The organism is Duganella sp. 1224, from assembly GCF_013408245.1.
Classification (GTDB): Bacteria; Pseudomonadota; Gammaproteobacteria; order Burkholderiales; family Burkholderiaceae_D; genus Rugamonas.
Map to the genome: position 1 here is coordinate 1 of NZ_JACBYS010000007.1, position 25,293 is coordinate 25,293.

Consider the following 25,293-nt stretch of genomic DNA (forward strand, 5'->3'; position numbering starts at 1 on the left):
TCAGCCATGCTTAAGACCGAGGCAGCTCGTTCCAGGAAGCAGCGATGCACCTTAAAACAGATCCACGAGGACCTAAGGGAATTAGGTTTTGAGGGATCTTACGACAGGGTCGCGGCGTTCGCGAGGATATGGAGGGAGGGGCAAACTGAGCGGGTCAATCCGTCAAGAAAACGAACACTCGCGTCTCTGCAAAGGTCGCTTCTTTCGGCACCATCTGCCGCGCCTTAGGCGTAGTGGCTCAGATGATCTGACACTGGATGCCAGATGGGTTAGAGTTCGCTCTGGCCATCCGGCTACGGATTCAACCGATTAAACCGAGACTATCAACTGTTTAGACAGGCACATTGTGTGGACGTCACACTGAGGGAGAATGTGAAATGGCGGTGCCAGCATTGGATGCAGAAAAATTAAAGGAAAACGCTCTGACGTCAATTCGCCTCGGAATTGAGGATTTTCAGCGCAGCCGTCTTGCGCCCGAGCAAAACGGGGATCCTGCTCGAGCCCTATCAGCCATACGCAATCTGTTTGCGGGAGTGTTACTCCTATTCAAATACAAGATTGCCACGTCGGTCGATGATCCGCAGGATGCCGCCACCCTCATCTTTAACCCACCCGAAGTGTTACCCCAAGCGGATGGTAACGGCGGGGTTGAATGGCAGCCCGTTGGGAAGTTCAAACGCACGACCATCGATGTGGCCACAATAAAAAAGCGCTTCGAAGGTTTTGACATTGAAATGGATTGGGCCACTATCGAAAAGTTGCAAGAGTGCCGCAATCATCTGGAGCACTTGCATCCGGCGAATACACTCGGTGAGGTTGCAGACTTCGTTGCCGAGCTTTTCCCGATCTTACGTGATTTTGTTCAGACGCAGATCAACGAGCAGCCTGCGGAGCTACTAGGCGCGGCGTGGCCGATCATGCTTGACCACCACACATTCTTTATGGACACCAGAAAGGAGTGTGTCGCGGCCTGGAATGAAGCTGGCGTGCCAGATATGATGCAGCCTTGGCTTGAGAAATGCCAATGCGAGGACTGTGGTTCGTCGCTGCTGCGCCCTCATGCTGACGATATAGAGGAAGGCATGAGTGTTGAAGGACACGATGACGCGTTCAGGTACTTGTGCGTCGCCTGTGGCCATTCCGATCTCATTGGGCCGTTGATGATCAAGAATCTAGATGACGCCTATGACTATGACCCTCGCGATGGTGGGGAACCTAGTGTCGAGACCTGCAATGAATGCCAGCGCGATACGTTCGTCATTGGTGAGCAACACTGTTTATGGTGCGGAGCGGAGCTGGATTACACGGAATGCGCTGTTTGCGAAGAGGCATTGCGACAGGATGATCAGTTTAATGGCGGACTTTGTGGGTACCATCACCATGTGTACGAAAAGGCGATGCGTGATGATTAACGGTCGCCGTAGTCCGACGCTGAGAGCACATTTTTTGACGAGTAAGAATTACCCCCGCTTAGCCGCTGGTCTTCACGCCGGTCCTTGCGTATCAACAATTACATCGAAAAAAATTTTGCGCAGGTAGGTACCTGACGCGATCAGCTTGGCGGAGAGAAAAGCGCCGGTCTTTGTCCGGTCTCCCAGGAGAAAATAGGCTTGCGTGGTCAAAAGCGACTTATTGTAGATGCTTTTGACCCCACTGATTAGCCGCGAGAACCGAACGTCCGACCTGCATCAAGGATCGAGTAGACTGAATTCATAAAAAATGGCTGCGTGCCTGAAGAACCTTTATGGCGCGCTTTCACGGGTACGACTCTGGCTCGGCGTTAGACTTGCAAATCCTTGTGTCGGCGGTTCCGGTCCATTCTCGGACACTCTTCCACGTACCGTTTTCGTCGTCCCTGTCCCCACCCTGTCTTTAGCGTACGGATGCCTCATCACTTCCGCCCGGGCAGACCGGTTTCATGAGCGACTTACCGAACGCAACGATTTCGTCATCTACGATCCCACCTGTCTATGGTCGGTTTCCGGGTACGAAATAGATGACGTCCAGACTCGATGTGATCTCGTCATCAGCCCGCTGGCTGGCTTACCTACCGGGAAGAATCCGATTTGCCAATTTCGCAGGTATTTCCCTGCCCAATTCCCTGCTCTCGGCTGGGCAAGGAAAACACCAGATGCTAAGCCTCGCGAAAAAGGCGGATGCGGCAGCGCGTCGTTCTGAAAATCCTTGTGTCGGTGGTTCGATTCGGCCCCGGGCCACCAAGAACATCCTTGACGAACGCCGATCCATGCAGATCGGCGTTTTTGTTTACGCGAGACACGATCCCTGTTCCGGCGCATTCCGGTATGCTCTGGGCAAGCGCCAACAGCCAGGACATGCCCGCATCCCCGGGCTGATATACAATGCGCCGATCACAGCTTTCGGCCCAGGTGACAGATTGAGCGGCAAACCCCAATATGACGAGCAGGCCGTTATCGAGGCGGCGATGACGGTGTTCTGGCGCCACGGTTACGCCGCGGCGTCGATCAGCGATCTGACCAGCGCCACCGGCCTGTCCCGCTCCAGTCTCTACCAACGTTTCGGCGACAAGGAAGGCTTGTTCCAGGAAGCGGTGACGCACTACACCGGGCGGGTGCTACGCCGCATGAGCAAGATCGACGGTGCCACGCCGCGCCACATGGTCGAGGCCATGCTGCGCGACTTCTTGCCGAAAAAATCCGCCAGCGACCGCCCGGCCGGTTGCATGCTGGCGCGCAGCAACGCCGAACAGGCCGACCTGCCGGATGCCGCGCGCGCGCTGGTGCGGCAAGGCGTGCTTGGCCAACACGCCATCTTCGCGCGCCTGATCCAACAGGCGCGGCAACACAAGCAGCTGCCGGCCAGCGTGGAGGTGGACGAGATGGCGTGGTACTACCTCGGGATTTTGCATGCGGTCATGAACCTGCCGCAAGCCGGCGCCACGCCGGCGGCGATGGCCGGCATGGTCGATCTCGCCATGTCGGTCTGGCCGGCCTGAGCCGGCCCGCTCCCGCTCACGCCTTGAACGTCGCCAGATGTTCACTTAACCAGTCGCTCAGGTGACGCGGCGCGTGACCGGTCAGCAGTTGTACGGTGGAGGTATCCTCCCTCAGCAGCGACTGCGCGAACGCCTGATCCAGGCCAACCGCCACGCCCGCGACAAAGTCGCTCATGCCGGAGGCGATGAGATAGTCGCGCTGCGCGGCCGGTGTGCGGTGCTGGTAGGTCACCGCGCGCCCCAGCAGGCGTGACAGCTCGGCGGCGATTTGCGGCATGCTCCAGGCGCGCGGCCCGGTCAGATGCAGCACCCGCTGCCAGTGGGTGCTGGCCCGCTCCAGCAGCACGATCCTGGCGACATCGGCCACATCGCGCACATCGATCAGATTGACCATGCCGTCGCCCGCGGCGCCGCCCCAGTGCCCTTGCGCCACCGGCTTGCCGGCGCGCGCCAGCACGCTCATGAAGGTGCTCGGCCGCAGCACGGTGTAGCCGATGTCGCACTGCGCCAGGTGGGCTTCGATGCGGGTATGCCAGTCGAATGGATGCAGTTGCACCGGCACGCCCAGCGCCGACAACTTGACGATGTGCGTGACGCCGGCCGCCACGGCGGCATTAATCAGCGCGATTTCATTTTCCACCTGGCGCGGCGACGTCCCTTGCGCCAGGAACAGGCGGTCCACGCCCCGCAGCGCCGCGCGCAGCGATGCCGGCCGCTCGAAATCGACCGCCCGCTGCGCCACCGCCGCCGGCAGCTTGCCGGCGTCCGGCGTGCGCGTCAGGGCGACCAGCGAAACGGGCTCGCCGGCAAGGCCGGCGATCAGCTCGGCGCCAACGCGGCCGGTCGCGCCGGCGATGGCAATGCTCATGGGAACAGGCGTGGCAATAACGGCATTCAAGTCGGACATGTGAGGCCTCCAGTCAATGTTGGAACGATCAGTTCAACTATGATGGAACGATCGTTCTCGATTGTCAACCCTGCATTAAGGGAGGGGTAGCGACGGCCAGGATGTTGGCCGCCTTTAGCGCTTCATGCGATCAGCCTGGTGTTGTCTCGCGCCCCGGCTGTCCTCGGCGCCGGGCCCCGTCATCGTATTTTGTTCGCCGCAACAGGCTTATGCTAGAGTGGAGCGTCTCCATGGAAGAACCCACCACAATGAAAAATTTGCGCCCCATCGCATTTGTCTTGGCCAGCACCAACCACGGCTCCATGCTGGTCAACCGCTTCGACTACCGTGTCACGCAACAAGGTGGCTACGGCGTCGGCTTTCAGCTGCTGCATACCTCGGCATTCGATCCGCATGAAGTGGATTTCGCCGTTCAGCTACTGGCGAGCCGGCGCAAGAATTTCGGCGATGGCGTCGTCGCCATCGACTGCGGCGCCAACATGGGCGTGCACACGATCGAGTGGGCGCAGGCCATGCACGGCTGGGGCGAGGTGATCGCCTTCGAGGCGCAGGAGCGCATCTACTACGCGCTGGCGGGCAATATCGCCATGAACAACTGCTTCAATGCCCGCGCCATCTTCGCGGCGGTCGGCGCCAGCGAAGGCGAAATCCTGGTCCCCATGCCCGACTATTTCTCCCCTTCCAGCTTCGGCAGCCTGGAAATCAGAAAAGGCAGCACGACCGAGTTCATCGGCCAGGAAATCGACTACACGGAAGAACACTGCGTCAGGACCAGAATGACGTCGATCGACCAGTTGCACCTGAAGCGCCTGGATTTCATCAAGATCGACATTGAAGGCATGGAGATGGAAGCCCTGGTCGGCGCGGAAAACACGATCGCCCAATATCGGCCGCAGCTCATGATCGAGAAGATCAAATCCAACGAAGACGAGATTCGCCAGTTCCTGCAACGATTCGATTATCAGGTCTTCCCGTTCGGGATCAATCTGGTGGCGGTGCACCAGGACGATCCCGTGGCCGCGCAGCTGAGCAAATTAAACTTCGACGGCCAGTAAGCGCTGTCAGCCATCGCGCTGGCCGGCGCCCTGGAACTTTTCAATACGAGGTGAGGCAGGCCATGCGGGTGACACTTTTTCTGTGGTTATGGGGCGCCGCGCTGTCGGCGCAGGCAACGGAAAGCTGGCTGCTGCAACTGGACCGCTGGGGCAATCCGTCGTACATGACCTTGCGCCTGGAAGACGAGCACGGCAAGCTGTCCGGCACGCTGGATGGCGACGCACTGACCGGCACCCGCGCCAACGGCCGCCTGGTGCTCAACGTGGTCGACAAGCAAGGCAGGCGCTACGTCTATACCGGCGGCGCCAGCGCCGACCAGTTGCAGGGCACGGCGGACTTTCCGGACACGAACGACGCCCACGCCCGCGCCAGCCACAGCTTCAGCGCGCGCCGCCTGCCGGAACGCGCGTCCGACGCGCCGCAGCGCCACGACTATGTCCCCACCACCTATGCCAACACCTTCAGCGCCTCCCGCGCGCCGGTGCTGACCGTCTGGCCCGGCGACACCATCCACACCACCACCCTCGATTCCGGCGGCGTCGACGAACACGGCGTGACGCGCGCCCTGTACGGCAACCCGCAAACCGGCCCATTCTTCGTGATGGGCGCGGAGGCCGGCGACACGCTGCTCATCCACCTCGTCAAACTCAGGCTCAACCGCGACTACGCCGACAGCCTGGACGCCCTCGTCGGCCGCGCGCAGACCACCGGCCTCGCCAGCCAGGCCGGCGCGCTCGGCAAGCCGGTGCGCTGGCGGCTGGACCGCGCACGCGGCCTGGCCCGTCCCGAACAGCCCAGCGACGCCCTGCGCGGCCTGGTGCTGCCGGTGCGGCCGATGCTGGGCGGCCTGGCGGTGGCGCCGCCGGACGGTCCCGCCGTCTCCACCGGCGACACCGGCCGCTTCGGCGGCAACATGGATTTCAACGAGGTCGTCGAGGGCAACACGGTGTACCTGCCGGTGCAGCAGCCGGGCGCCCTGCTCTACCTCGGCGACGCCCACGCGCTGCAGGGCGACGGCGAAACCTCGCAGTACGCGCTGGAAACGTCGATGGAGGTGGACGTGCGCGTGGAACTCATCAAGGGCAGCAGCATCGGCATGCCGCGCGTGGCCTCGCCCACGCACCTCATGACGCTGGGCCAGGCCGGCTCACTGGACGAGGCCTTGCGCCAGGCCACCGCCGGCCTGACACAATGGCTGCGCCAGGACTACGGCCTCAGCCTGTCTGACTGCGCCATCCTGCTCGGCAGCGGCGTGCAGTACACGGTGGCCAACCTGGCCGGGCGCAGCGTCGGCGTGGCCGCCAAGCTGCGCAAAGACCTGTTGCCGCCGCGCCGCTGAGCTAGCGGCCGTGGCCGGCCGGGCGATACCACAGCTCGCGCTGGCCGAGCGGGGTGGCGGCCGGCAGCAGCGGATTGCGCAGTTCGAACACGCGGCGCGTGGCCAGCGCCGAGCGCGCCGTCAGCTCGCCGAAATAGTCCTGGAACACGCGCAGATAGCTGCCATCGGCCAGCATGCTCTCCAGCCCGCCCTGGATGGCCGCCGCCAGCGCGGGATTGGCGCGGCGCACGAAGAAATAGAACGCGCTCGGATAATGCAGCGCCAGTCCCGGCGCCACCGTCAGCCCCTGGCCGGCAAACGCGGCCGCCTCGTGCCACACCTCGAACACCGCGCGCGGGAAGTAGTCGACCCGGCCCGACTCCAGCATCTTGAACATGCCGGCATAGTCGGAGGCGGTCTGCACCCGGTAGTGGTTGGCGCGCAGGATGTCGGTGTCGGGCCAGTCGTGCCCTTGCAGCGCGTCCAGCGCCTGCAGCGCGGCGGGCTTGCGGATGGCGCCAAAGCGCGCGGCGTCGCGCTGGCGGATCAGCAGCAGGCGCCAGCCGATCAGCCCCATGTCCAGCGGAATGCGCACCGGCAGCAGGTCGCGCTCGCGCTGCTGCGAGGTCATGGTCCACAGCACGTCGACCACGCGCCCGGCCTGCAGCTCGGCCAGCGCGCGGTTCTGCCGCATCATCACGGCGGTCGGCTCCAGCGCGTAGTCGTGCCCGGCGCGCGCCAGCGCCAGCCGCAGCAGCCGCAGCGGATAGTGCTCGCGGCCGCTGTCGTGGCCCTCCTCCTCCGATTGCGGATAGCGCACCAGCGTGGCGGCGCGCGCCGGCGCCGCGGCCAGCGCCGCCGCGCCACTCAGCAGAAATCGTCTACGGTCGATCATGACCGGATATTAACTTAAAAGCAACCAGGCGCCCAGCGCGCAAATGTATCAGATCAGCCCTGGCGCGCGGCCAGCCGGGCGCGCAGTTCCTTCAGTTCGGCGGCGTAGGTGTCGCGCGCGGTGACCGCGCCCACCAGCTCCATCTCGGCCGCCAGGCGGGCGTCGGACAGCGCGGCGGCGGCCGCCACGTTGCGCTCGATCTGCGCGCGCAGGTCGGCCAGCTGGGCGTCCTTGCCCTCGATGGCCAGCTGGTCCTTGGCCTTGCCGACCAGGGCGTCGGTGGCGATGCTGCGGGCGTTGCGCAGCTCGGCCATCAGCTGGTCGATTTCCTCGTCGCGCTGGCGCAGCAGCGCCTGCGCCTCATCGCGCGCGGCGGCGGCGTCGGCCAGCTCGCCCTCGGCCCGCGCCAGCGCCGCGCGCGGCCCGGCGCCGGCCTCCTCGGCCGCCTGCCGCACCCAGTCGCCCAGGGCGCTGACGATGGCTTCGGGTATCTCCAGTTTCGCTGCGGTCATGGCAAAAGCTCCAGTCGGAATCACAGCCCCTACCTTACCTCACGAAGTTGCCGCAAGGCAAGCATCACGCTTGCTTATGATCCGCCCAAAGAATTACTGAATGTTATTCCCGGCGGTCGGCCTCTACTATTGCTTGACCGGGTGCAATCCGACACCCAGACCATCAGGAGAACCAACATGACTGACTTGAAACGTCGCAGTGTATTGGCCGGCGCTGCCGCCGGCGCCGTGGCCATGGGCGCCACCGCTGCCGTCCGTGCCGCCGAATTCGGCAACCCAGACCGTCCGCCCCAGGGCGCCATCAACTCCAGCGCCATCGCCAACGCCGAGCCGGGCCCGCAAAACCCGGCGCTGCGCGACCAGATGCCGTCGTTTAACAACCCGCCGGCCACCGACGTCGGCGGCATGGCCATTCCGTGGGCCTCGTTCAACCTGGCGCACAAGCGCATCCAGGACGGCGGCTGGGCACGCGAGGTGACCACCAAGGCCTTCCCGATTTCCAAGGACATCGCCGGCGTCAACATGCGCCTCGGCCCGGGCGGCGTGCGCGAGCTGCACTGGCACCAGCAGGCCGAGTGGGCCATCATGGTCAGCGGCGAGGTGCGTATCACCACCATCGACAGCCACGGCCGCGCCGAGGTGTCGGACGTCAAGGCCGGCGACCTGTGGTACTTCCCGCCCGGCCTGCCGCACTCGCTGCAGGGCCTGGGCGCCAACGGCGGCGAATTCGTGCTGGCCTTCGACAACGGCTCGGCCGGCGAATTCAACACGCTGATGGTGTCCGACTGGCTGGCGCACACGCCGCCGGACATCCTGGCGCAGAACTTCGGCGTGCCGGCCGACAAGTTCAAGAACATCCCGCTGGAACAGCTGTGGATCTACCAGGGCGCGCCGGCCGGCCCGCTGGCCGCGGCCCAGGCGTATTCGGCCTCGTCGGCCGGCCGTCCCGACCATCCGTTCATCTTCCGCACCGGCGCCATGGCGCCGACCGCGCGCCAGCCGGGCGGCGAGGTCAAGATCATCGACAGCAGCAACTTCCCGGTGTCGAAAACCGTGGCCGCCGCCATCGTCACGCTGCGCCCGGGCGGCCTGCGCGAGATGCACTGGCACCCGGACGCCGATGAATGGCAATACTTCATCCAGGGCCAGGGCCGCATGACGGTGTTCGACACCGGCCCGGCGGCGCAGACCGTCGACTTCAACCCCGGCGACGTCGGCTACGTGCAGAAGAACCTCGGCCACTACATCAAGAACACCGGCAACACCGACCTGGTGTTCCTGGAGCTGTTCAAGTCCGACCACTTCTCCGAGGTGACGCTGTCGCAGTGGCTGGCCAACACGCCGCGCCAGCTGGTCAAGGAGCACCTGCGCGTCGACGACGCCACCCTCGACGTCATTCACAAGCTGAAGGACCGTCGCGACGTGCTGGCCTGAGCCCGCCGTCCCGCCCGGCCGCGCCCGCCCCGGCGGCGCGCGGCCGGCTGATCCCAGAACGCCACCGGAGACCCGCCCATGTTAGCCGCCCTCGACAGCAATGCCACCGTCGCCGCCATGCGCGACAGCCTCGACCACCCGCGCCGCAACCTGCGCTCGCTGCTGGCGTTTGCCGGCCCGGCCGTCATCGCCTCGGTGGCCTACATGGACCCGGGCAACTTCGCCACCAACATCCAGGCCGGCTCCACCTATGGCTACCAGCTGCTGTGGGTGGTGGCGCTGGCCAGCCTGGTGTCGATGCTGTTCCAGGCCATGTCGGCCAAGCTCGGCATCGTCACCGGCCGCAGCCTGGCCGAACTGTGCCGCGACGAGTTCCCGCGCCCGGTGGTGATCGCCATGTGGATCGGCTCGGAAATCGCCGCCATGGCCACCGACCTGGCCGAATTCATGGGCGGCGCGCTCGGCATCTCGCTGCTGTTCCACATCGCGCTCGGCTGGGGCCTGCTGATCACCGGCGTGGTCACCTACGCCATCCTGTCGCTCGACAAGGCCGGCTTCCGGCCGCTGGAAATCGTCATCGCCGCGCTGGTCGCGGTGATCGGCCTCAGCTACCTGGCCGAGCTGGTCATCACGCCGCCCGACTGGCACGCGGCGCTGTTCCACAGCGTGGTGCCGCAGCTGCACGGCAAGGACGCGCTGATGCTGGCGGTCGGCATTGTCGGCGCCACCATCATGCCGCACTCGATTTATCTGCACTCCGGCCTGACGCAGAACCGCGCGCCGGCGCGCAACGACGAACAACGCCAGCGCCTGGTGCGCTTTTCCAACCGCGAGGTGATGATCGCGCTGGGCCTGGCCGGCCTGGTCAACATGGCCATGGTGGCCATGTCCGCCAACGCCTTCAGCAAGACCGCGCCCGGCATCGCCGACATCACCGCCGCCTACCAGACGCTGGCGCCGGCGCTGGGCGCCGGCGCCGCGCTGCTGTTCCTGGTGTCGCTGCTGGCCTCGGGCATTTCCAGCTCGGTGGTGGGCACCATGGCCGGCCAGAACATCATGCAGGGCTTCGTCGGCTTCCGCATTCCGCTGCTGGCGCGGCGCCTGATCACCATGGTGCCGGCGGTGCTGGTGTGCCTGACCGCCAATCCGATGAGCGCGATGATCGACAGCCAGATCGTGCTCAGCATCGTGCTGCCGGTGCCGCTGATTGCGCTGGTGGTGCTGTCGTCGCGCCGCTCGGTGATGGGCCGCTTTACCGCCAGCCGCCGCCAGACCGTGGCGGCGACGCTGGCCACCGCCGCCATCGTCGCCCTCAACGTGGCGCTGCTGTGGCAGGCGCTGGCGTGAAGCGCTTACAGTTCGGTCAGGGGGGCCAAGCGCAGCGGCGCCTCGGCCAGCAGGAACTGGCGGAATTCGCGCACCGCCGGCGGCAACGGCCGGTCGGTGCAGTGGACGATGTGCCACTGGCGCTTGATCGGCAAGCCCTGCACCGGCAGCACCGTCATCAGGCCGGCGCGCACGTCGGCCTGCACCTCCTGCGCCGACAGCAGGCTGACGCCCATGCCGGCGATCACCGACTGGCGGATCGCCTCGCTGCTGCCCAGCTCCATGTAGCGCGGCGGCGTCGGCAGGTGCAGGAAGGCGTCGTCGGCGACGATGCGGGTGTCGGTGCCGCTTTCGCGCACCAGCAGGCGCTCGCCGGCGATGCGCGCCAGCGGGAGGTCGCGCTCGGCGGCCAGCGGGTGCATCGCGGCCGCCACCAGCACGAAGGGATTGGCGGCGAACGACTCCGCTTGCAGGTTCGGCAAGTCCGGCGCGCGCACCATCACCGCCAGGTCCAGCTGGTCGGCGCGCAGCATGGTCACCAGCTGCTCGCGCGGCCGCACCTGCATGTCCAGCTCGACGCCGGCGTGCTCGCGCATGAAGGCGTTGATCAGGTGCGGAAAGAAGCGGCTGCCCGAGGTGATCAGGCCGACGCGCAGGCGCTGCACGGCGCCGCTCATCAGGTCGGCCAGCGACTGCTCGGCGGCGTTGAGGTCGGCCAGGATCACCTGGCAATGGCGCAGCACCAGCGAGCCGCCCTCGGTCAGCGCGATGCGCTTGCCGCTGTGCTCGAACAGCGGCAGGCCGGCCAGGCCCTCCATCTGCTTGATCTGCATCGACACCGCGGGCTGGGTCAGGTGCAAGTCCTCGGCCGCGCGCGAAAAGCTCAGGTTGCGCGCCACACTTTCAAAGATTTTAATCTGACGTAACGTTATATGTTTCATCGGGGATTGGTCTCCTTCCGCCGCCAAGTGTAGACGGCTTTGCCTGCCGCACGCATCTCCCGGTTGGGCAGCAGCCTGTCGGGCTATTCTACCGTTCATCGCCGCCTGGCGCAGGCTGTCGCCCCGCCGCGGCAAGGGCGTGTTAAATTGCTATTCTTGGTCTTCCATCCACCCACGATGAGGTTTCCATGATGCGCTACGCCCTGCCTGCCTTGCTGCTTGCCAGTATCTTGCCTGCACACGCCCAGTCCCCCGCCGCCGACGTGCCGCTGATCGAGCGCGGCAAGATTTTCGGCAACCCGACCAAGACCGCCGCCAAGCTCAGCCCGGACGGCAAGTGGCTGACCTGGATCGCGCCGCGCGACGGCTTGCTCAATCTGTGGGTGGCGCCGGCCAACAAGCTGGCCGACGCCAGGCCGCTGACCGACGAAAAGACGCGGCCGATCCGCAGCAGCTTCTGGTCGCCGGATTCGCAGTCGGTGCTGTTCATCCAGGACAAGGGCGGCGACGAGAACTTCCTGCTGTATGGCGTCAACGTGGTCAGCGGCAAGCAGACCAACTACACGCCGTTTGAGAAAACCCGCGCCCAGGTGCTACAGATCAGCAACAAGGTCAAGGACCGCATCCTGGTCGGCGTCAACAACCGCGACCCGCGCTGGCACGACGTCTACAGCCTCGACCTGGCCAGCGGCAAGCTGACGCTGGTGCTGAAGAACGAGGGCTACGCCGGCTACCTGGCCGACGACCAGCTCAGGCTACGCATCGCCGAAAAGGCGCGCGACGACGGCGGCACCAGCTACTTCCGCATCACCGACGGCAAGATCGACAGCACGCCGCTGACCGAGGTCGGGCTGGACGATTCGCAGACCACCAACGCCTGGGGCTTCACCGCCGACGGCAAGACGCTGTACTGGACCGACGCCCGCAACCGCAACACCGCCGCGCTGATCGCCCAGGACGTGGCCACCGGCAAGACCACCGTTGTCGCCGAGGACGCCCGCGCCGACATCGGCGGCGCCCTGCCGGACAAGCGGACCGGCCGCCTGCTGGCCTACAGCGTCGACTACCTGAAGCCGGAATACGTGGCGCTGTCCAACGACCTCAAGGCCGATCTGGACTACCTGAAGAAACACACCAAGGGCCAGTTCTTCATCACCTCGCGCACCGACGCCGACGACAAGTGGCTGGTGGCGGTCGATCCCGTCACCGCGCCGGCCTCGACCTGGCTGTACGAGCGCAAGGGCAAGAAGCTGACCCAGCTCTACGTCAGCCGCCCGGAACTGGAAGGGGCGCCGCTGGTGGCCATGCATCCGCAGGAAATCAAGGCGCGCGACGGGCTGACGCTGGTGTCCTACCTGACGCTGCCGAAGGCGGCCGATCCGCAGGGCACGGGCAAGGCCGCGCGGCCGGTGCCGATGGTGCTGCTGGTGCACGGCGGGCCGTGGGCGCGCGACGGCTACGGCTACAACAGCTATCACCAGTGGCTGGCCAACCGCGGCTACGCGGTGCTGTCGGTGAACTACCGCGGCTCGACCGGCTTCGGCAAGAAGTTCATCTCGGCCGGCGACCTGCAGTGGGGCCGCAAGATGCATGACGACCTGATCGACGCGGTCGCCTGGGCGGTGCAACAGGGCGTGACCACGCCGGACAAGGTGGCCATCATGGGCGGCTCGTACGGCGGCTACGCCACGCTGGCCGGGCTGACCTTCACGCCAACCACGTTCGCCTGCGGCGTCGACATCGTCGGCCCGTCCAACCTGTTCACGCTGCTGCAGACGATACCGCCATACTGGGAGGCCGGCAAGCAGCAGTTCTACAAGCGCATGGGCGACCCCACCACCGAGGATGGCAAGGCGCTGCTGAAGGAACGTTCGCCGCTCAACTTCGCCGCCAACATTCAGCGGCCGCTGCTGATCGGCCAGGGCGCCAACGACCCGCGCGTCAACGTCCGCGAGTCGGAGCAGATCGTGGCGGCGATGGCGGCCAAAAACATCCCGGTCACCTACGTCGAGTTCCCGGACGAAGGCCACGGCTTCGCGCGCCCGGTCAACAACATCGCCTTCAACGCGGTGACCGAGAACTTCCTGGCCAAGTGCCTCAACGGCCGCGCCGAGCCGATCGGCAACGCCCTCAAGGCCTCGACCGCGCAGGTCAAGCACGGCGCCGAATTCGCCCCCGGCCTGGCCGACGCCATCAAGTAAGACCATCGCGCTTGCGCGGCCTCAGTGGCATGCTGAGGCACGCACGCTACGCTGGCGGTATTCCCCTGCCGCCAGCGATGGTCCACAATGCCAATCCAGTCCTTCAAATGCCGCGACACAGAAAAAGTGTTCACTGGCATCCGCGTAGCGCGCTTCGCGCAGTTTCACGCTGTGGTCGAGCGCAAGCTGCGGCAACTCAACATTGCAAACACCTTGGATGAGTTGCGCAGCCCGGCCGGCAACCATCTGGAAGCGCTGGCCGGCAACAGGCAAGGACAACACAGCATTCGCATTAACAAGCGATACCGGGTTTGCTTCATCTGGACCGCCGCCGGTCCGACTGAGGTCGAGGTGATCGACTATCACAGCTAATCGAGGCCAACATGATCGAAGACAAAATGCGTCCTATTCACCCCGGCGAAATCCTGCGCGAGGATTTCATGGTGCCGCTCAAGATGAAGCCGGCGGCATTCGCAACTGTGCTGGACTTGCCGCTGCCGGTACTTAGCGACGTCCTCAATGAAAAGCGCAGCATATCCGCGGAAATCGCCGCGCACATCGTACGGCATTTTGGTGGACACGTGGATTTCTGGCTGCGCCTGCAAAAGAGTTACGACGATAAGACCGCCTCGCTCAAGCCCGGCCAGCCCGGGCCAGCGAGGCCCGCAGCGTCATCGTGACCGGGTAGTTGCGCGTCACCGGGCGCTGCAGGTCGTAGCAGCGGTTCAGCAGGTCGCTGACGCCGTTCTGTGTCATTTCGCGCCACGGCATGTGCACCGTGCTCAGGCGCGGCGCCGAAAACTCCGCGCTCGGCGTGTCGTCGTAGCCGATCACCGAAATCTCGTGCGGCACGCGGATGCCAGCCTCCTGGAAATACGACAACGCCCCCGCCGCCATCTCGTCATTGGCGCAGAACATCGCCGTGCAGCGCCGCCCCGACTCCACCAGCTCCTTGGCCGCCGACCAGCCGCCGGCCGGCGAAAAATCCTTCTCCACCGACCACATGCCGACGGTGTCCACGCCGGCCGCCGCCAGCTCCGCCTTGAACGCCGTCACCCGCGCCACGTTGTCCGGCAGGCTGGCCGGCCCGGCCACCACGGCGATCTCGCGGTGCCCGTGATCGAGCAGGGTGCGCGCCGCGATCTTGCCGCCCAGCTTGTGGTCCACCGTGAAGCACTGCCCGGCGATGCTGTCGAAATGGTGGTTGAGCACCACCACCGGCTTGGGACGCGGCCCCAGCACCGCCAGGTCCTCCTCCTGCAACACGTTGGTCATCAGGATCAGGCCGTCGCAGCCGCGCTCGACCAGGAACGCCAGCCCCTCCATGGCCTGCTGCCGGGCCCCGCCCAGCCCGGCGCCGAAGGCCACCACCATGTGCAGCCCGGCCGCCCGCAACTCGGTGTCGATGATCTGCAGGATGGGCGTGTAAAACGTTCCGCTCAGCACCGGAATGTAGACGCCGATCATCTGGCTGTTGCCGGACAACAGCGTGCGCGCCGCGTGCGACGGCCGGAAGCCCAGCTCGTCGATGGCCGCCCGCACCTTGGCCAGCGTGGCCGGCGACACCGAGCCCTTGCCGCTGACCACGCGCGATGCCGTGCCCAGCCCCACGCCCGCCAGCCGGGCCACGTCTTTAATGGTTGCCACGTTGCGTCTTCACATAAGTCATGATGTTGAGGAAAGTATCGGTCCAGTACAGCTGCCGGTTGGCTGCCAGGTACTGTAGCAGTTCCTCGTGCGCGGCAGAACTGGTCGTCAGATAGTCGCCGCCCACGCCGTGGAAGGTGAAGTTGACCATGGTGCCCTGCTCGGCCGCCTGCCGCACCAGCGCGATCAGCTGCTGGCCGCTCAGGCCCTCCGGCGCGTACACGCCCACCGCGTACGGGTTCAGCGTGGCCATCGACGGCGTCACCGCCGCGCCGCCGACCTTGATCGCCACGAACGACGGCGCGATGGCCGGCAGGTAATCCTGGCCGGCCGCCAGCGTGTCGCCGCACGGCACCGTGTAGGTGCGCTCGCGCTTGCCGTCGATGGCATACAGCATGGTGTTGGCCAGCATGACCTGGTCGCGCATCTGCGCCACCGTGGTGGTGTCGAGGTCGCGCTGCGGCTGCACCCAGTCGTGCCCCGGCGCCCGCCGCGAGCACTGGTGCAACAGGCTGTGGTTGCCCAGCTCGTGGCCGTTGCGCGCCGCCGCCCGCCACTCGGCCAGGCGCCTGTCCACCGCCGGATTCGACAGTTGCAGGTAGAAACTGCCCTTCAGCCCTGCCCGGTCCAGCGCCGGGATCGCCACGTCCAGCTGCGAATCGAGGGCGTCGTCATACGCCAGGCTGACCGCCGCCCGGGCCCCGTGCGGCCATTGGAAAGGTAATCCATTTTGTGCGACCGCCGCACTATTGACGGCGGTGGCCAGCAGCACCGCCAGCAGCGGAAATAGCGTTTTTTTCATCAAAAGTGTCTCTTTTTGGAAACGTTCCCAGATCATGTTGCCTCGCCTCTCTTCCTATGTCAACGAAAACCGGTGCACAATTTTAAGGCAGGCCAAATTGACTTTGCATTTCAATCAATGCTATATTCGTCACGTTGATTGGAAAGGTTTCCAAGAAAGTTGTTCCAAGCAGCACCCAGACAGCCCATAAAAACACAGAGAACACAGGAGATGACATGCATTATCCGAAGGCACGACAAAAATTGATGAGCCTGGCAGTAGCCAGCGCCTGCGCGGCCGCCGCCGCGTCGGCCATGGCGCAGGAAGCCCCGGTCAAGGCGGCTGACGCGCAACCGGAAGTCCAGAGCGTGGTCGTGACCGGCCTGCGCCAGTCGCTGATTTCCTCGATGAACCTGAAACGCAATTCCGACGGCGTGGTCGACGGCATCGTCGCCGAAGACATCGGCAAGTTCCCCGACACCAACCTGGCAGAGTCGCTGCAGCGCATCTCCGGCGTCTCGATCGACCGCTCGATCGGCGAAGGCTCGAAGATCACCGTGCGCGGCGTCGGCCCCGACTTCAACCTGGTGCTGCTGAACGGCCGCCAGATGCCGACCTCCAACCTGGGCGACCTCAACGGCCGCGCCTTCGACTTCGCCAACCTGGCGTCGGAAGCCATCTCGCAGATCCAGGTCTACAAGACCAGCCGCGCGGAAAACGCCACCGGCGGCATCGGCGCCACCGTCAACGTCATGACCGCCAAGCCGTTCGACCGGCCCGGCATGCATGCCAGCATTGGCGCCAAGGCGGTGTACGACACCTCCAACGACAACCTGCCGGCCGACGTCCAGGCCAACCGCTCGCTGACGCCGGAAGTGTCGGGCATTTACTCCAACACCTTCGCCAACAACACCTTTGGCGTGGCGCTGACCGGCAGCTACCAGGAACGCAACCTCGGCTACAACACCGCCGCCGTCTCCAACGGCTGGAAAGGTCCGTACGCCGGCAACGCTGGCCCGCTGAGCAACCCGGGCAACCAGACCACCAACGGCCCCGGCCCGACCGACCTGTACTCGCTGCCGCAAAACCTCAACTACAACTTCAACGGCGTCAAGCGCCAGCGCACCAACGCCCAGCTGACGCTGCAATACAAGCCGGTCGACACGCTGGTCACCACGCTCGACTACACCTACTCGGAAAACAAGATCCAGACCAAGCGCAACGACATCTCGGCCTGGTTCAACTTCGGCCCGTCGGCCAGCTCGTGGACCAAGGGTTCGCCGTCCAGCCCGCTGAGCTGGACCGAATTCGTCACCGGCAGCGACATCGCCATGGGCGCCGCCGACTTCGCCACCAAGACGCAGAACAAGTCGCTCGGCTTCAACGCGCTGTGGAAGCCGACCAACACCCTGCGCTTCGAGCTGGACACGCACCACTCCACCGCCGAATCCGGCGCCGACAGCCCGTTCGGCTCCAGCAACACGCTGGGCACCGCCAGCTTCAGCCGTGGCACCACCACGGTCGACTTCAGCAAGGACTTCCCGGTGCTGAGCATCCAGGGCGCCGACTTCGTCAACAAGGGCCAGCAGGTCACCGGCTCGGTGTTCACCAACGCCTACATGAAGGGCGAGGTCGACCAGACCCAGGTCAAGGGCGCGTGGAAGGTGCTGGAGGCCTCCGAGCTGAAGTTCGGCGCCAGCTACAACCAGGTCAAGAACCGCTCGGCCTTCTCCAACCAGCAGCGCGACACCTGGGGCGGCGCCACCAGCCCGGCCGACTACCCGAGCAGCGTGTGGCACCCGAACTCGGTTGGCCAGTACTTCGACAAGATCGACGGCAGCGCCAACCCGAACCTGTTCAACCAGTTCTACACCTTTAACTTCGCCCAGGTGCGCCAGATCGCCGCCACCGCCTCCGGCCTGCCGGCGCTGTACCTGCCGAAGACCACCTTCGACAACGACGCCCGCACCTCGGAAAAAACCAAGGCTGCCTTCGTCCAGTTCAACACCGACTGGGACACCAAATTCCCGATCCGCACCGCCGTCGGCCTGCGCTACGAGAAGACCGACGTGGTGTCGACCGCGCTGGTGCCGGCCGCCACCGCCATCAGTTGGGTGTCGCAGAACGAGCTGCCGATCAGCTTTGGCGCGCCGACCTTCACCACGCTGGGCGGCTCCTACCACCACCTGCTGCCGAGCTTTGACTCCGACATCGAGCTGACGCCGGACCAGAAGGTGCGCTTCAGCCTGGGCGAAACCATCGGCCGGCCGCGCTACGACCAGATCCAGGGCGGCCAGACGCTGGACCGCCTGGTGCGCACCGACGGCGGCACCGGCTCGCAGGGCAATCCGGCGCTGAAGCCGGTCAAGTCCAAGAACCTGGACCTGTCGTACGAGTGGTACTACGGCAAGCAGAACTTCTTCTCGGTCGGCTACTTCCGCAAGAACCTGGAGAACTACGCCGGCCAGTCGCAGATCATCGCCACCCCGTTCAACCTGCACACGCCGGTCGGCGGCGCGCTGTGGAACGAGGCGCTGTCGGCCGGCAAGTGCCTGGTGTCGGACACCACCTGCATCCGCAACTACATCTTCACCAACCACCCGACCGCGCCGGGCGTGACGCCGCCGGGCGTCAATGGCGACGTCAACGGCACCATCGTCGGCCAGCCGAGCGACCCGATCGCCAACTTCCGCATCACCTCCTTCTCCAACCAGAAGAAGGCCAACCTGAGCGGCCTGGAGCTGAACCTGCAGCACATGTTCGGCGACAGCGGCTTCGGCGTGTCGACCAACTACACCTATGTGCACTCGGGCCTGCGCTACGACAACAACAAGGTGGGCGAGCAGTTCGCGCTGGTGGGCCTGTCGAACTCGTCGAACGTGGTCGGCATCTACGAGGACAAGAAGTTCAGCGCCCGCGTGGCCTACAACTGGCGCGGCGAGTTCCTGTCGTCGACCTTCGACGGCTCGGGGCCGAATCCGCAGTACGTGGAAGCCTACGGCCAGGTCGACGTCAGCCTCAACTACAACTACAACGACAAGCTGAGCTTCCAGCTGGAGGGCATCAACGTCGGCAACGCGATCCAGCGCGTGCATAGCCGTACCCAGCAGCAGGTGGAATCGGTGACGCAGGCCGGCCCCCGCTACATGATCGGCGCGCGCTACAAGTTCTAAGCGACCTGTTGTAACCACACCACGAAAGAAAAACCCCGTCATTCCCGCGAAAGCGGGAATCCATGGAACGTGTAGCGTCACGCTCACCATGGATTCCCGCCGGCGCGGGAATGACGTTTTTACTTTTTTCGGTTAAACTTTATGCAACTCACTGAAAGGCAAGCCATGCTGCAACGCATCGTGATCGTCGGCGGTGGTTCGGCCGGCTGGCTGACGGCCGGGCTGATCGCGGCGGAACACCGCGCCACCGACGGCCTCCGCATCACCCTGATCGAATCGCCGGACGTGCCGCCGATCGGCGTCGGCGAGGGCACCTGGCCCAGCATGCGCGACACGCTGCGCCGCATCGGCGTGGCCGAATCCGATTTCTTCCGCGAGTGCGACGCCGCCTTCAAGCAGGGCTCGCGCTTCAACCGCTGGACCACCGGCGACGACCACGACCTATACTTCCACCCGTTCTCGCTGCCGCAGGGCTACGGCGAGGTCAACCTGCCGGAGCACTGGCTGGCGCGCCATCCGCACATCCCGTTTGCCGACCTGGTCAGCTACCAGCCGCACCTGTGCGCACACGGCCGCGCGCCCAAGCAGGTGACGACGCCGGAATACGCCGCCGTCGCCAACTACGGCTACCACCTGGACGCCGGCAAGTTCGGCGTCTTCCTGCGCAAGCACTGCCTGGAAAAGCTCGGCGTGCAGTACGTGCCGGACCACGTCACCGCCGTCAACGCCGCAGAGAATGGCGATATCGCCTCGGTGCAGACCGCCGGGCACGGCGCCATCGAGGGCGACCTGTTCATCGACTGCACCGGCATGCAGGCGCTGCTGCTGGGCCGGCACTACGGCATCCCGCTGATCAGCCAGAAGCACGTGCTGTACAACGACTCCGCGCTGGCGGTGCAAATCCCCTACGCGACCGACGACGCCCCGATCGCCTCGCAGACCTCGTCCACCGCGCAAACCGCCGGCTGGATCTGGGACATCGGCCTGCCGACCCGGCGCGGCGTCGGCCACGTCTACGCCAGCGGCTACATCAGCGACGACCAGGCCGAGGCCGAACTGCGCGCCTACATCGCCCAGACCGGCGGCCCGGCCGACATCCCGCCGCCGCGCAAGCTCAGCTTCAACCCCGGCTACCGCGAGCAGTTCTGGCACCGCAACTGCGTGGCCATCGGCCTGTCGGCCGGCTTCATCGAGCCGCTGGAGGCGTCGGCGCTGGCCATCGTCGAAATGTCGGCCGCCATGGTCAGCGACGACCTGCCGGCCACGCGCGCGGCGATGGACATCGTCGCCCGGCGCTTCAACGAGGCCTTCCGCTACCGCTGGGAACGGGTGATCGACTTCCTAAAGCTGCACTACGTGCTGAGCCAGCGGCGCGACAGCGCCTACTGGCGCGACAACACCGCGCAGGTGCCGGAACGGCTGGCCGAGCTGCTGACCTTGTGGCGCCACCGGGCGCCGTCGCGCAGCGATTTCAACCGCATCGAGGAAGTGTTCCCGGCCGCCAGCTACCAGTACATCCTGTACGGCATGGGCTTCCGCAGCGACTTCAGCCGGGCGCCCAAACCACAGGAAGCGGCGCAATCTGACGCCTATTTCCAGGAAGCTGCTACATTAACGAAAAAAATGCTGCACGGGCTGCCGGACAACCGGACCCTCATCAACCATATCAAGCGTCACGGCTTGCAAAAAATCTAGAACGAGAGACACTATGCCCAACCCGGTTTTACTCAACAATATCGAGCACAAAGACCTGCGCGTCATCACCCGCCGCGGCGCCGCCTGGGGCGACCAGCTGATGGCGGTGGCCACCTTCCCGGCCGAATTCCGCGACATCCAGGCCTGCTACCCGATCGTCTTCCACAAGACCACGGACGGCCTCGGCTTCGAGCCGCTGGCGCTGCTCGGCTTCCAGGATGGCGAAAACCTGTTCCTGCAGGGCGAGCGCTGGGATGCGCCCTACGTGCCGATGATGGTCGAGCGCCAGCCCTTCCTGATCGGCGTCAACGGCAACGAGCTGATGGTCAACGTCGACCTCGACCACCCGCGCGTCAGCCGCACCGAGGGCGAGGAAGTGTTCAAGCCGCACGGCGGCACCACCGAGTTCCTCGACCGCACCAATTCGCTGCTGTTCGCCATCCACCAGGGCATGCAGGGCCTGCCCGGCCTGCTGCAGGCGCTGCTGGACAACGAACTGCTGGAAAGCTTTACGCTCGACGTCGAACTGAACGACGGCTCGCAGAACCGCCTGCTGGGCTTCTACACCATCAACGAAGACCGCCTGCAGGCGCTTAGCGGCGAGGCCATCGCCAGGCTGCACCAGGCCGGCCACCTGCAATCGATCTACATGGTGATCGCCTCGCTGTCCAATTTCCGCATGCTGATCGACCGCAAGAATGCCCGCCTCGCCTGAACCGCTGCGGGAGATCGCCGGCCTCGGCCCCACCGATCTCACCGACCAGATCCTGACCGCCACCGAGCCGCTGGTGCTGCGCGGGCTGGCGTCCGGCTGGCCGATGGTGCGGGCGGCGCTGGCCTCCGATCGCGCCGGCCTCGACTACCTGCGCCAGCACGACCAGGGCGTCACCGTCGGCGCCATGCTGGGCGGCGCCGACGCCGGTGGCCGTTTCTTCTATAACGAGGCCATGGACGGCTTCAACTTCCAGCGCGTGCACGCGCGGCTGGACGGCGTGCTGGCGGAAATCGAAAACAAGCTGGCGCTCGATCCCGCGCCCACCATCTACGTCGGCTCGACCACCGTCGACACCTGCCTGCCCGGCTTCCGCCAGCACAACGACCTCGACCTGGGCGGTCGCGACGCGCTGGCCAGCATCTGGATCGGCAACCGCACCCGCATCGCCGCCCACTACGACCTGCCGGACAACGTGGCGGTGGTGGCGGCCGGACGGCGCCGCTTCACGCTGTTCCCGCCGGAGCAGCTGACCAACCTGTACGTCGGCCCGGTCGACTTCACGCCGGCCGGCCAGGCCATCAGCCTGGTGGACTTCCACCAGCCCGATTTCGGGCAGTACCCAAAGTTTGCCGAAGCGCTGCGCCACGCCCGCAGCGCCGAGCTGGAACCGGGCGACGCCATCTTCATTCCCAGCATGTGGTGGCACCACATCGAGGCGCTGTCGCCGTTCAACGTGCTGGTCAATTATTGGTGGCGCCAGTCGCCGGACTACATGGATACGCCGACCAACGCCCTGATGGCGGCCTTCCTCACCCTGCGCGACCTGCCGCCGGCGCAGCGCCAGGCCTGGCAAGAGATCTTCCGCCACTACGTATTCGAAGCCGACACAGAAACGGCTGCCCATATCCCACCACAGGCGCGCGGCGTGTTATCGCCGCTGAGCGCGGATGGCGCGCGCGCATTGCGCGCCCATCTGCTCAAAAAACTTAATCGCTAAAGGAGACCAAATGCGAGATCCAAACAATCGCCAGCCCGTCCGCCGTGTCGTCATCTGCGGCGGCGGCACTGCCGGCTGGATGGCCGCCACCGGCATCGCCAAGGTGCTGGGCAAGCGCCTCGACATCAAGCTGATCGAGTCGGAGGAAATCGGCACGGTGGGCGTCGGCGAGGCCACCATTCCGACACTGACCAACTTCCACAACGTGCTGGAGATCAACGAGCAGGAATTCATGGCCGAGACCCAGGCCACCTTCAAGCTCGGCATCAGTTTTGAAAGCTGGCGCAACCTCAAGGAAGATTACATCCACTCGTTCGGCACCACCGGCATCGACCACTGGACCGCCGGCTTCCAGCACTTCTGGCACAAGGGCGTGGAACGCGGCCTGGCCGGCGACTACGGCGACTACTGCCTGGAGCTCAAGGCGTCGATGGAGAACCGCTTCGCCCACCTGCCCAACAACGGCATGAACTACGCCTACCACCTGGACGCCGGCCGCTACGCCAAGTTCCTGCGCCGCCTGAGCGAGCCGCGCGGGGTGCAGCGCATCGAGGGCAAGATCGTCCGCTACAACAAGCACGACAACGGCGACGTGCGCTCGGTGGTGCTGGCCTCGGGCCAGGAAATCGAAGGCGATTTCTTCATCGACTGCACCGGCTTCCGCGCGCTGCTGATCGGCGAGGCGATGGACGAACCGGTGGAGGAATGGTCGCAATGGCTGTTCTGCGACCGCGCCATCGCCGTGCAGACCACCGCCATCGCCGACGCCGTGCCGTTGACGCGTTCCATGGCGCACCAGGCCGGCTGGCAGTGGCGCATTCCGCTGCAGCACCGGGTGGGCAACGGCATCGTCTATTCGAGCCGCTATCTGGATGACGACACCGCGCGCCGGCAACTGCTGGCCAATGTCGAAGGCAAAACGCTGATCGAGCCGCGCGTGATCAAATTCAAGCCTTGCCAGCGACGCCATACATGGAAAGGCAATGTGGTGGCGATCGGCCTGTCCAGCGGCTTCCTGGAGCCGATCGAATCGACCAGCATCCACCTGATCCAGCGCAGCGTGATCCGGCTGATGCAGATGTTCCCGTCCGACGGCATCCAGCAGGCCGACATCGACGAGTACAACGCCCAGTGCAACAGCGAGATCAACCACATCCGCGACTTCATCATCCTGCACTACCACGCCAACAACCGCACCGACTCGCAGTTCTGGATCGACGCGCGCGAGATGCAGATTCCGGCCTCGCTGCAACACCGCATCGACCTGTTCCGCGAAACCGGCCGCGTGTTCCGCGTGCCGAACGAGCTGTTCGCGGAAAACTCGTGGATACAGGTGATGATCGGCCAAGGCATCATGCCGAAATCGCACCACTCGACGGCCGACCTGATGGGCGACGAGGAACTGAAAGCCTTCCTCGGCAACATCAAGGGCCGCATCGACCGCACCGTGGTGCAGTTGCCGACCCACCAGGCCTACGTGCAGCGCTACTGCGGCCGCCCGGACGAGGGCGTCAAGGCCGCCTGAGGCCTACCTCGATCGGAGCAGGCGCCGCTACGGCGATCCGGGGAACCCGGATCGCCGCCGTTCGCTTACAGTAACGCAGGGCCGCATTGGCCTGTCGCCAACCGTGAGGCCCGAACCATGACTGACCATTCCGCCCTGCCCAATCGCACCCGCCGTTTGACCCTGCTGGCCGCCGCCCTGCTGGCCAGCGGCCTGACCCAGGCGCAAACGCCCTACCGCAGCCCGCTGCCGTCCGAAGGCCGCATGACCGGCTTCGACGGCGCCACCACCTGGCTCAACTCCGCGCCGCTGACGCCGCAATCGCTGCGCGGCAAGGTGGTGCTGGTCGACTTCTGGACCTACTCCTGCATCAACTGCATCCGCACCGTGCCCTACGTGCGCGCCTGGGCGCAGAAATACCGCAACGCCGGGCTGGTGGTGGTCGGCGTACACACGCCGGAATTCAAGTTCGAGGAAGACCTGGTCAACATCAACGCCGCCGTCGCCCGCTTCAAGATCGACTACCCGATCGCGGTCGACAGCACGCAGCGCATCTGGCGCAACTGGGGCAACCAGTACTGGCCGGCGTTTTACCTGGTGGACGCCAACGGCATGATCCGCCACCACCAGTTCGGCGAGGGCGACTACGACAAGATGGAGCGCGCCATCCAGTCGCTGCTGCAGGAAGCGCACCCCGGCGTGCCGCTGGATACCGCGCTGGTCAACCCCACGCCCAACGACGAACAGATGGCGCCCGACCTCAACCGCCTGGGCTCGGAGGAAACCTACGTCGGCTACGGCAAGGCCACCAATATGCGCTCGATGCCGCGCGTGCGCGAAGACCGCCCGCAGACTTACACCACGGAGCAGCTGCGCCTCAACGAATGGGGCCTGGCCGGCGCCTGGGTGGTGGGCGAGGACAGCGCCGTGTCGGCCGACGCCGGCGCCTCGGTGGCCTACCAGTTCAGCGCGCGCGACCTGCACCTGGTGATGGGCCCGGCCACCGCCGGCGCCAAAATCCGCATCAAGGTCACGCTGGACGGCCAGCCGCCCGGCGCCGACCATGGCGCCGACATCGACGCCGGCGGCAACGGCATGATCGACGCCACCCGCCTGTACCAGCTGGTGCGCCAGGCCAGCGGCGTGCGCCAGCGCCGCTTCGAAGTGCGCTTCCCGGACCAGGGCGCGCGCGTGTTCGCCTTCACCTTCGGCTGATC

Annotated in this window: 21 protein-coding genes; 15 read left to right on the top strand and 6 right to left on the bottom strand. The window is 65.4% G+C overall.

The window, feature by feature from the left end; genetic code table 11:
• Positions 1–377: 377 nt before the first annotated feature.
• Together FHW58_RS22740 and FHW58_RS22745 are read left to right on the top strand one after the other, a co-directional pair.
• Positions 378–1,412 (top strand): hypothetical protein, encoded by a 1,035-nt coding sequence (locus tag FHW58_RS22740; RefSeq protein ID WP_179675472.1) that lies wholly within the window; start codon positions 378–380, stop codon positions 1,410–1,412.
• Positions 1,413–2,395: 983 nt separating this feature from the next.
• Positions 2,396–2,974 (top strand): TetR/AcrR family transcriptional regulator, encoded by a 579-nt coding sequence (locus FHW58_RS22745; RefSeq protein WP_179675473.1) that lies wholly within the window; start codon positions 2,396–2,398, stop codon positions 2,972–2,974.
• Between the two features lie 16 nt (positions 2,975–2,990).
• Here the strand turns inward: FHW58_RS22745 and FHW58_RS22750 are convergent, their stop codons facing one another.
• Complete coding sequence (locus FHW58_RS22750; protein WP_179675474.1) at positions 2,991–3,881, bottom strand: NAD(P)H-binding protein; 891 nt, start codon at positions 3,879–3,881, stop codon at positions 2,991–2,993.
• 230 nt (positions 3,882–4,111) lie between these two features.
• Here FHW58_RS22750 and FHW58_RS22755 point away from each other — a divergent pair, with 230 nt between their 5' ends.
• Together FHW58_RS22755 and FHW58_RS22760 are read left to right on the top strand one after the other, a co-directional pair.
• Positions 4,112–4,936: an FkbM family methyltransferase gene (locus tag FHW58_RS22755; protein ID WP_229265465.1), complete on the top strand. Its 825-nt coding sequence runs from the start codon at positions 4,112–4,114 to the stop codon at positions 4,934–4,936.
• 62 nt (positions 4,937–4,998) lie between these two features.
• Positions 4,999–6,276 (top strand): acetamidase/formamidase family protein, encoded by a 1,278-nt coding sequence (locus FHW58_RS22760; protein WP_179675475.1) that lies wholly within the window; start codon positions 4,999–5,001, stop codon positions 6,274–6,276.
• A 1-nt stretch (position 6,277) separates the two neighbouring features.
• Here the strand turns inward: FHW58_RS22760 and FHW58_RS22765 are convergent, their stop codons facing one another.
• Both FHW58_RS22765 and FHW58_RS22770 read right to left on the bottom strand, forming a co-directional pair.
• Positions 6,278–7,150: an ABC transporter substrate-binding protein gene (locus FHW58_RS22765; protein ID WP_179675476.1), complete on the bottom strand. Its 873-nt coding sequence runs from the start codon at positions 7,148–7,150 to the stop codon at positions 6,278–6,280.
• 53 nt (positions 7,151–7,203) lie between these two features.
• Entirely contained in the window at positions 7,204–7,662 is a 459-nt protein-coding gene (locus tag FHW58_RS22770; protein WP_179675477.1) for a hypothetical protein, read from the bottom strand.
• Positions 7,663–7,839: 177 nt separating this feature from the next.
• On the opposite strand from FHW58_RS22770, the gene FHW58_RS22775 reads away from it, so the two are divergent.
• Positions 7,840–9,096: a cupin domain-containing protein gene (locus tag FHW58_RS22775; RefSeq protein WP_179675478.1), complete on the top strand. Its 1,257-nt coding sequence runs from the start codon at positions 7,840–7,842 to the stop codon at positions 9,094–9,096.
• A 78-nt stretch (positions 9,097–9,174) separates the two neighbouring features.
• Positions 9,175–10,443, top strand: coding sequence for an Nramp family divalent metal transporter (locus tag FHW58_RS22780; RefSeq protein ID WP_179675479.1), 1,269 nt, complete (start codon positions 9,175–9,177; stop codon positions 10,441–10,443).
• 5 nt (positions 10,444–10,448) lie between these two features.
• On the opposite strand, the gene FHW58_RS22785 is transcribed toward FHW58_RS22780, so the two are convergent.
• On the bottom strand, positions 10,449–11,363 hold the full coding sequence (locus FHW58_RS22785) for a LysR family transcriptional regulator (RefSeq protein ID WP_179675480.1): 915 nt from the start codon (positions 11,361–11,363) through the stop codon (positions 10,449–10,451).
• Between the two features lie 188 nt (positions 11,364–11,551).
• Here FHW58_RS22785 and FHW58_RS22790 point away from each other — a divergent pair, with 188 nt between their 5' ends.
• From FHW58_RS22790 to FHW58_RS22800, 3 genes are all read left to right on the top strand, one after another.
• A complete protein-coding gene (locus tag FHW58_RS22790) occupies positions 11,552–13,564 on the top strand; it encodes a S9 family peptidase (protein WP_179675481.1) in 2,013 nt (670 codons plus the stop codon).
• Between the two features lie 87 nt (positions 13,565–13,651).
• The gene (locus FHW58_RS22795) at positions 13,652–13,936 is read left to right on the top strand and encodes a type II toxin-antitoxin system RelE/ParE family toxin (RefSeq protein WP_179675482.1); all 285 of its coding nucleotides are present in this window, start codon (positions 13,652–13,654) and stop codon (positions 13,934–13,936) included.
• Positions 13,937–13,947: 11 nt separating this feature from the next.
• Complete coding sequence (locus FHW58_RS22800) at positions 13,948–14,244, top strand: HigA family addiction module antitoxin (protein ID WP_218892855.1); 297 nt, start codon at positions 13,948–13,950, stop codon at positions 14,242–14,244.
• On the opposite strand, the gene FHW58_RS22805 is transcribed toward FHW58_RS22800, so the two are convergent.
• Positions 14,198–15,211, bottom strand: coding sequence for a LacI family DNA-binding transcriptional regulator (locus tag FHW58_RS22805; RefSeq protein ID WP_179675483.1), 1,014 nt, complete (start codon positions 15,209–15,211; stop codon positions 14,198–14,200). The two genes, FHW58_RS22800 and FHW58_RS22805, sit on opposite strands and share 47 nt — an antisense overlap.
• Positions 15,198–16,013 (bottom strand): polysaccharide deacetylase family protein, encoded by an 816-nt coding sequence (locus FHW58_RS22810; protein WP_179675484.1) that lies wholly within the window; start codon positions 16,011–16,013, stop codon positions 15,198–15,200. The genes FHW58_RS22805 and FHW58_RS22810 overlap by 14 nt, the downstream gene beginning before the upstream one ends.
• 245 nt (positions 16,014–16,258) lie before the next feature.
• Between FHW58_RS22810 and FHW58_RS22815 the strand changes: the two genes are divergently transcribed.
• From FHW58_RS22815 to FHW58_RS22840, 6 genes are all read left to right on the top strand, one after another.
• Positions 16,259–19,165, top strand: a complete 2,907-nt coding sequence (locus FHW58_RS22815; RefSeq protein ID WP_229265466.1) for a TonB-dependent receptor — start codon at positions 16,259–16,261, stop codon at positions 19,163–19,165.
• A gap of 141 nt (positions 19,166–19,306) precedes the next feature.
• Positions 19,307–20,860, top strand: a complete 1,554-nt coding sequence (locus FHW58_RS22820) for a tryptophan halogenase family protein (protein WP_229265467.1) — start codon at positions 19,307–19,309, stop codon at positions 20,858–20,860.
• A 13-nt stretch (positions 20,861–20,873) separates the two neighbouring features.
• Complete coding sequence (locus tag FHW58_RS22825) at positions 20,874–21,575, top strand: SapC family protein (RefSeq protein WP_179675486.1); 702 nt, start codon at positions 20,874–20,876, stop codon at positions 21,573–21,575.
• Positions 21,559–22,572 carry a cupin-like domain-containing protein gene (locus FHW58_RS22830; RefSeq protein ID WP_179675487.1) on the top strand — a complete coding sequence of 338 codons (1,014 nt, stop codon included), beginning with the start codon at positions 21,559–21,561 and terminating at the stop codon, positions 22,570–22,572. The genes FHW58_RS22825 and FHW58_RS22830 overlap by 17 nt, the downstream gene beginning before the upstream one ends.
• Before the next feature lie 10 nt (positions 22,573–22,582).
• Positions 22,583–24,097: a tryptophan halogenase family protein gene (locus tag FHW58_RS22835; protein WP_179675488.1), complete on the top strand. Its 1,515-nt coding sequence runs from the start codon at positions 22,583–22,585 to the stop codon at positions 24,095–24,097.
• 117 nt (positions 24,098–24,214) lie between these two features.
• Entirely contained in the window at positions 24,215–25,291 is a 1,077-nt protein-coding gene (locus tag FHW58_RS22840) for a thioredoxin family protein (protein ID WP_179675489.1), read from the top strand.
• Positions 25,292–25,293: the final 2 nt, after the last annotated feature.

Excerpts from the sequence above, each read along its gene's own strand:
- FHW58_RS22740 (WP_179675472.1), top strand. The coding sequence starts at position 378 with ATGGCGGTGCCAGCATTGGATGCAGAAAAATTAAAGGAAAACGCTCTG.
- FHW58_RS22835 (WP_179675488.1), top strand. The coding sequence starts at position 22,583 with ATGCGAGATCCAAACAATCGCCAGCCCGTCCGCCGTGTCGTCATCTGC.
- FHW58_RS22810 (WP_179675484.1), bottom strand. The coding sequence starts at position 16,013 with ATGAAAAAAACGCTATTTCCGCTGCTGGCGGTGCTGCTGGCCACCGCC.
- FHW58_RS22830 (WP_179675487.1), top strand. The coding sequence starts at position 21,559 with ATGCCCGCCTCGCCTGAACCGCTGCGGGAGATCGCCGGCCTCGGCCCC.
- FHW58_RS22770 (WP_179675477.1), bottom strand. The coding sequence starts at position 7,662 with ATGACCGCAGCGAAACTGGAGATACCCGAAGCCATCGTCAGCGCCCTG.
- FHW58_RS22820 (WP_229265467.1), top strand. The coding sequence starts at position 19,307 with ATGCAACTCACTGAAAGGCAAGCCATGCTGCAACGCATCGTGATCGTC.
- FHW58_RS22775 (WP_179675478.1), top strand. The coding sequence starts at position 7,840 with ATGACTGACTTGAAACGTCGCAGTGTATTGGCCGGCGCTGCCGCCGGC.
- FHW58_RS22750 (WP_179675474.1), bottom strand. The coding sequence starts at position 3,881 with ATGTCCGACTTGAATGCCGTTATTGCCACGCCTGTTCCCATGAGCATT.
- FHW58_RS22825 (WP_179675486.1), top strand. The coding sequence starts at position 20,874 with ATGCCCAACCCGGTTTTACTCAACAATATCGAGCACAAAGACCTGCGC.
- FHW58_RS22785 (WP_179675480.1), bottom strand. The coding sequence starts at position 11,363 with ATGAAACATATAACGTTACGTCAGATTAAAATCTTTGAAAGTGTGGCG.
- FHW58_RS22795 (WP_179675482.1), top strand. The coding sequence starts at position 13,652 with ATGCCAATCCAGTCCTTCAAATGCCGCGACACAGAAAAAGTGTTCACT.
- FHW58_RS22755 (WP_229265465.1), top strand. The coding sequence starts at position 4,112 with ATGGAAGAACCCACCACAATGAAAAATTTGCGCCCCATCGCATTTGTC.
- FHW58_RS22780 (WP_179675479.1), top strand. The coding sequence starts at position 9,175 with ATGTTAGCCGCCCTCGACAGCAATGCCACCGTCGCCGCCATGCGCGAC.
- FHW58_RS22790 (WP_179675481.1), top strand. The coding sequence starts at position 11,552 with ATGATGCGCTACGCCCTGCCTGCCTTGCTGCTTGCCAGTATCTTGCCT.
- FHW58_RS22760 (WP_179675475.1), top strand. The coding sequence starts at position 4,999 with ATGCGGGTGACACTTTTTCTGTGGTTATGGGGCGCCGCGCTGTCGGCG.
- FHW58_RS22840 (WP_179675489.1), top strand. The coding sequence starts at position 24,215 with ATGACTGACCATTCCGCCCTGCCCAATCGCACCCGCCGTTTGACCCTG.
- FHW58_RS22800 (WP_218892855.1), top strand. The coding sequence starts at position 13,948 with ATGATCGAAGACAAAATGCGTCCTATTCACCCCGGCGAAATCCTGCGC.
- FHW58_RS22815 (WP_229265466.1), top strand. The coding sequence starts at position 16,259 with ATGAGCCTGGCAGTAGCCAGCGCCTGCGCGGCCGCCGCCGCGTCGGCC.
- FHW58_RS22765 (WP_179675476.1), bottom strand. The coding sequence starts at position 7,150 with ATGATCGACCGTAGACGATTTCTGCTGAGTGGCGCGGCGGCGCTGGCC.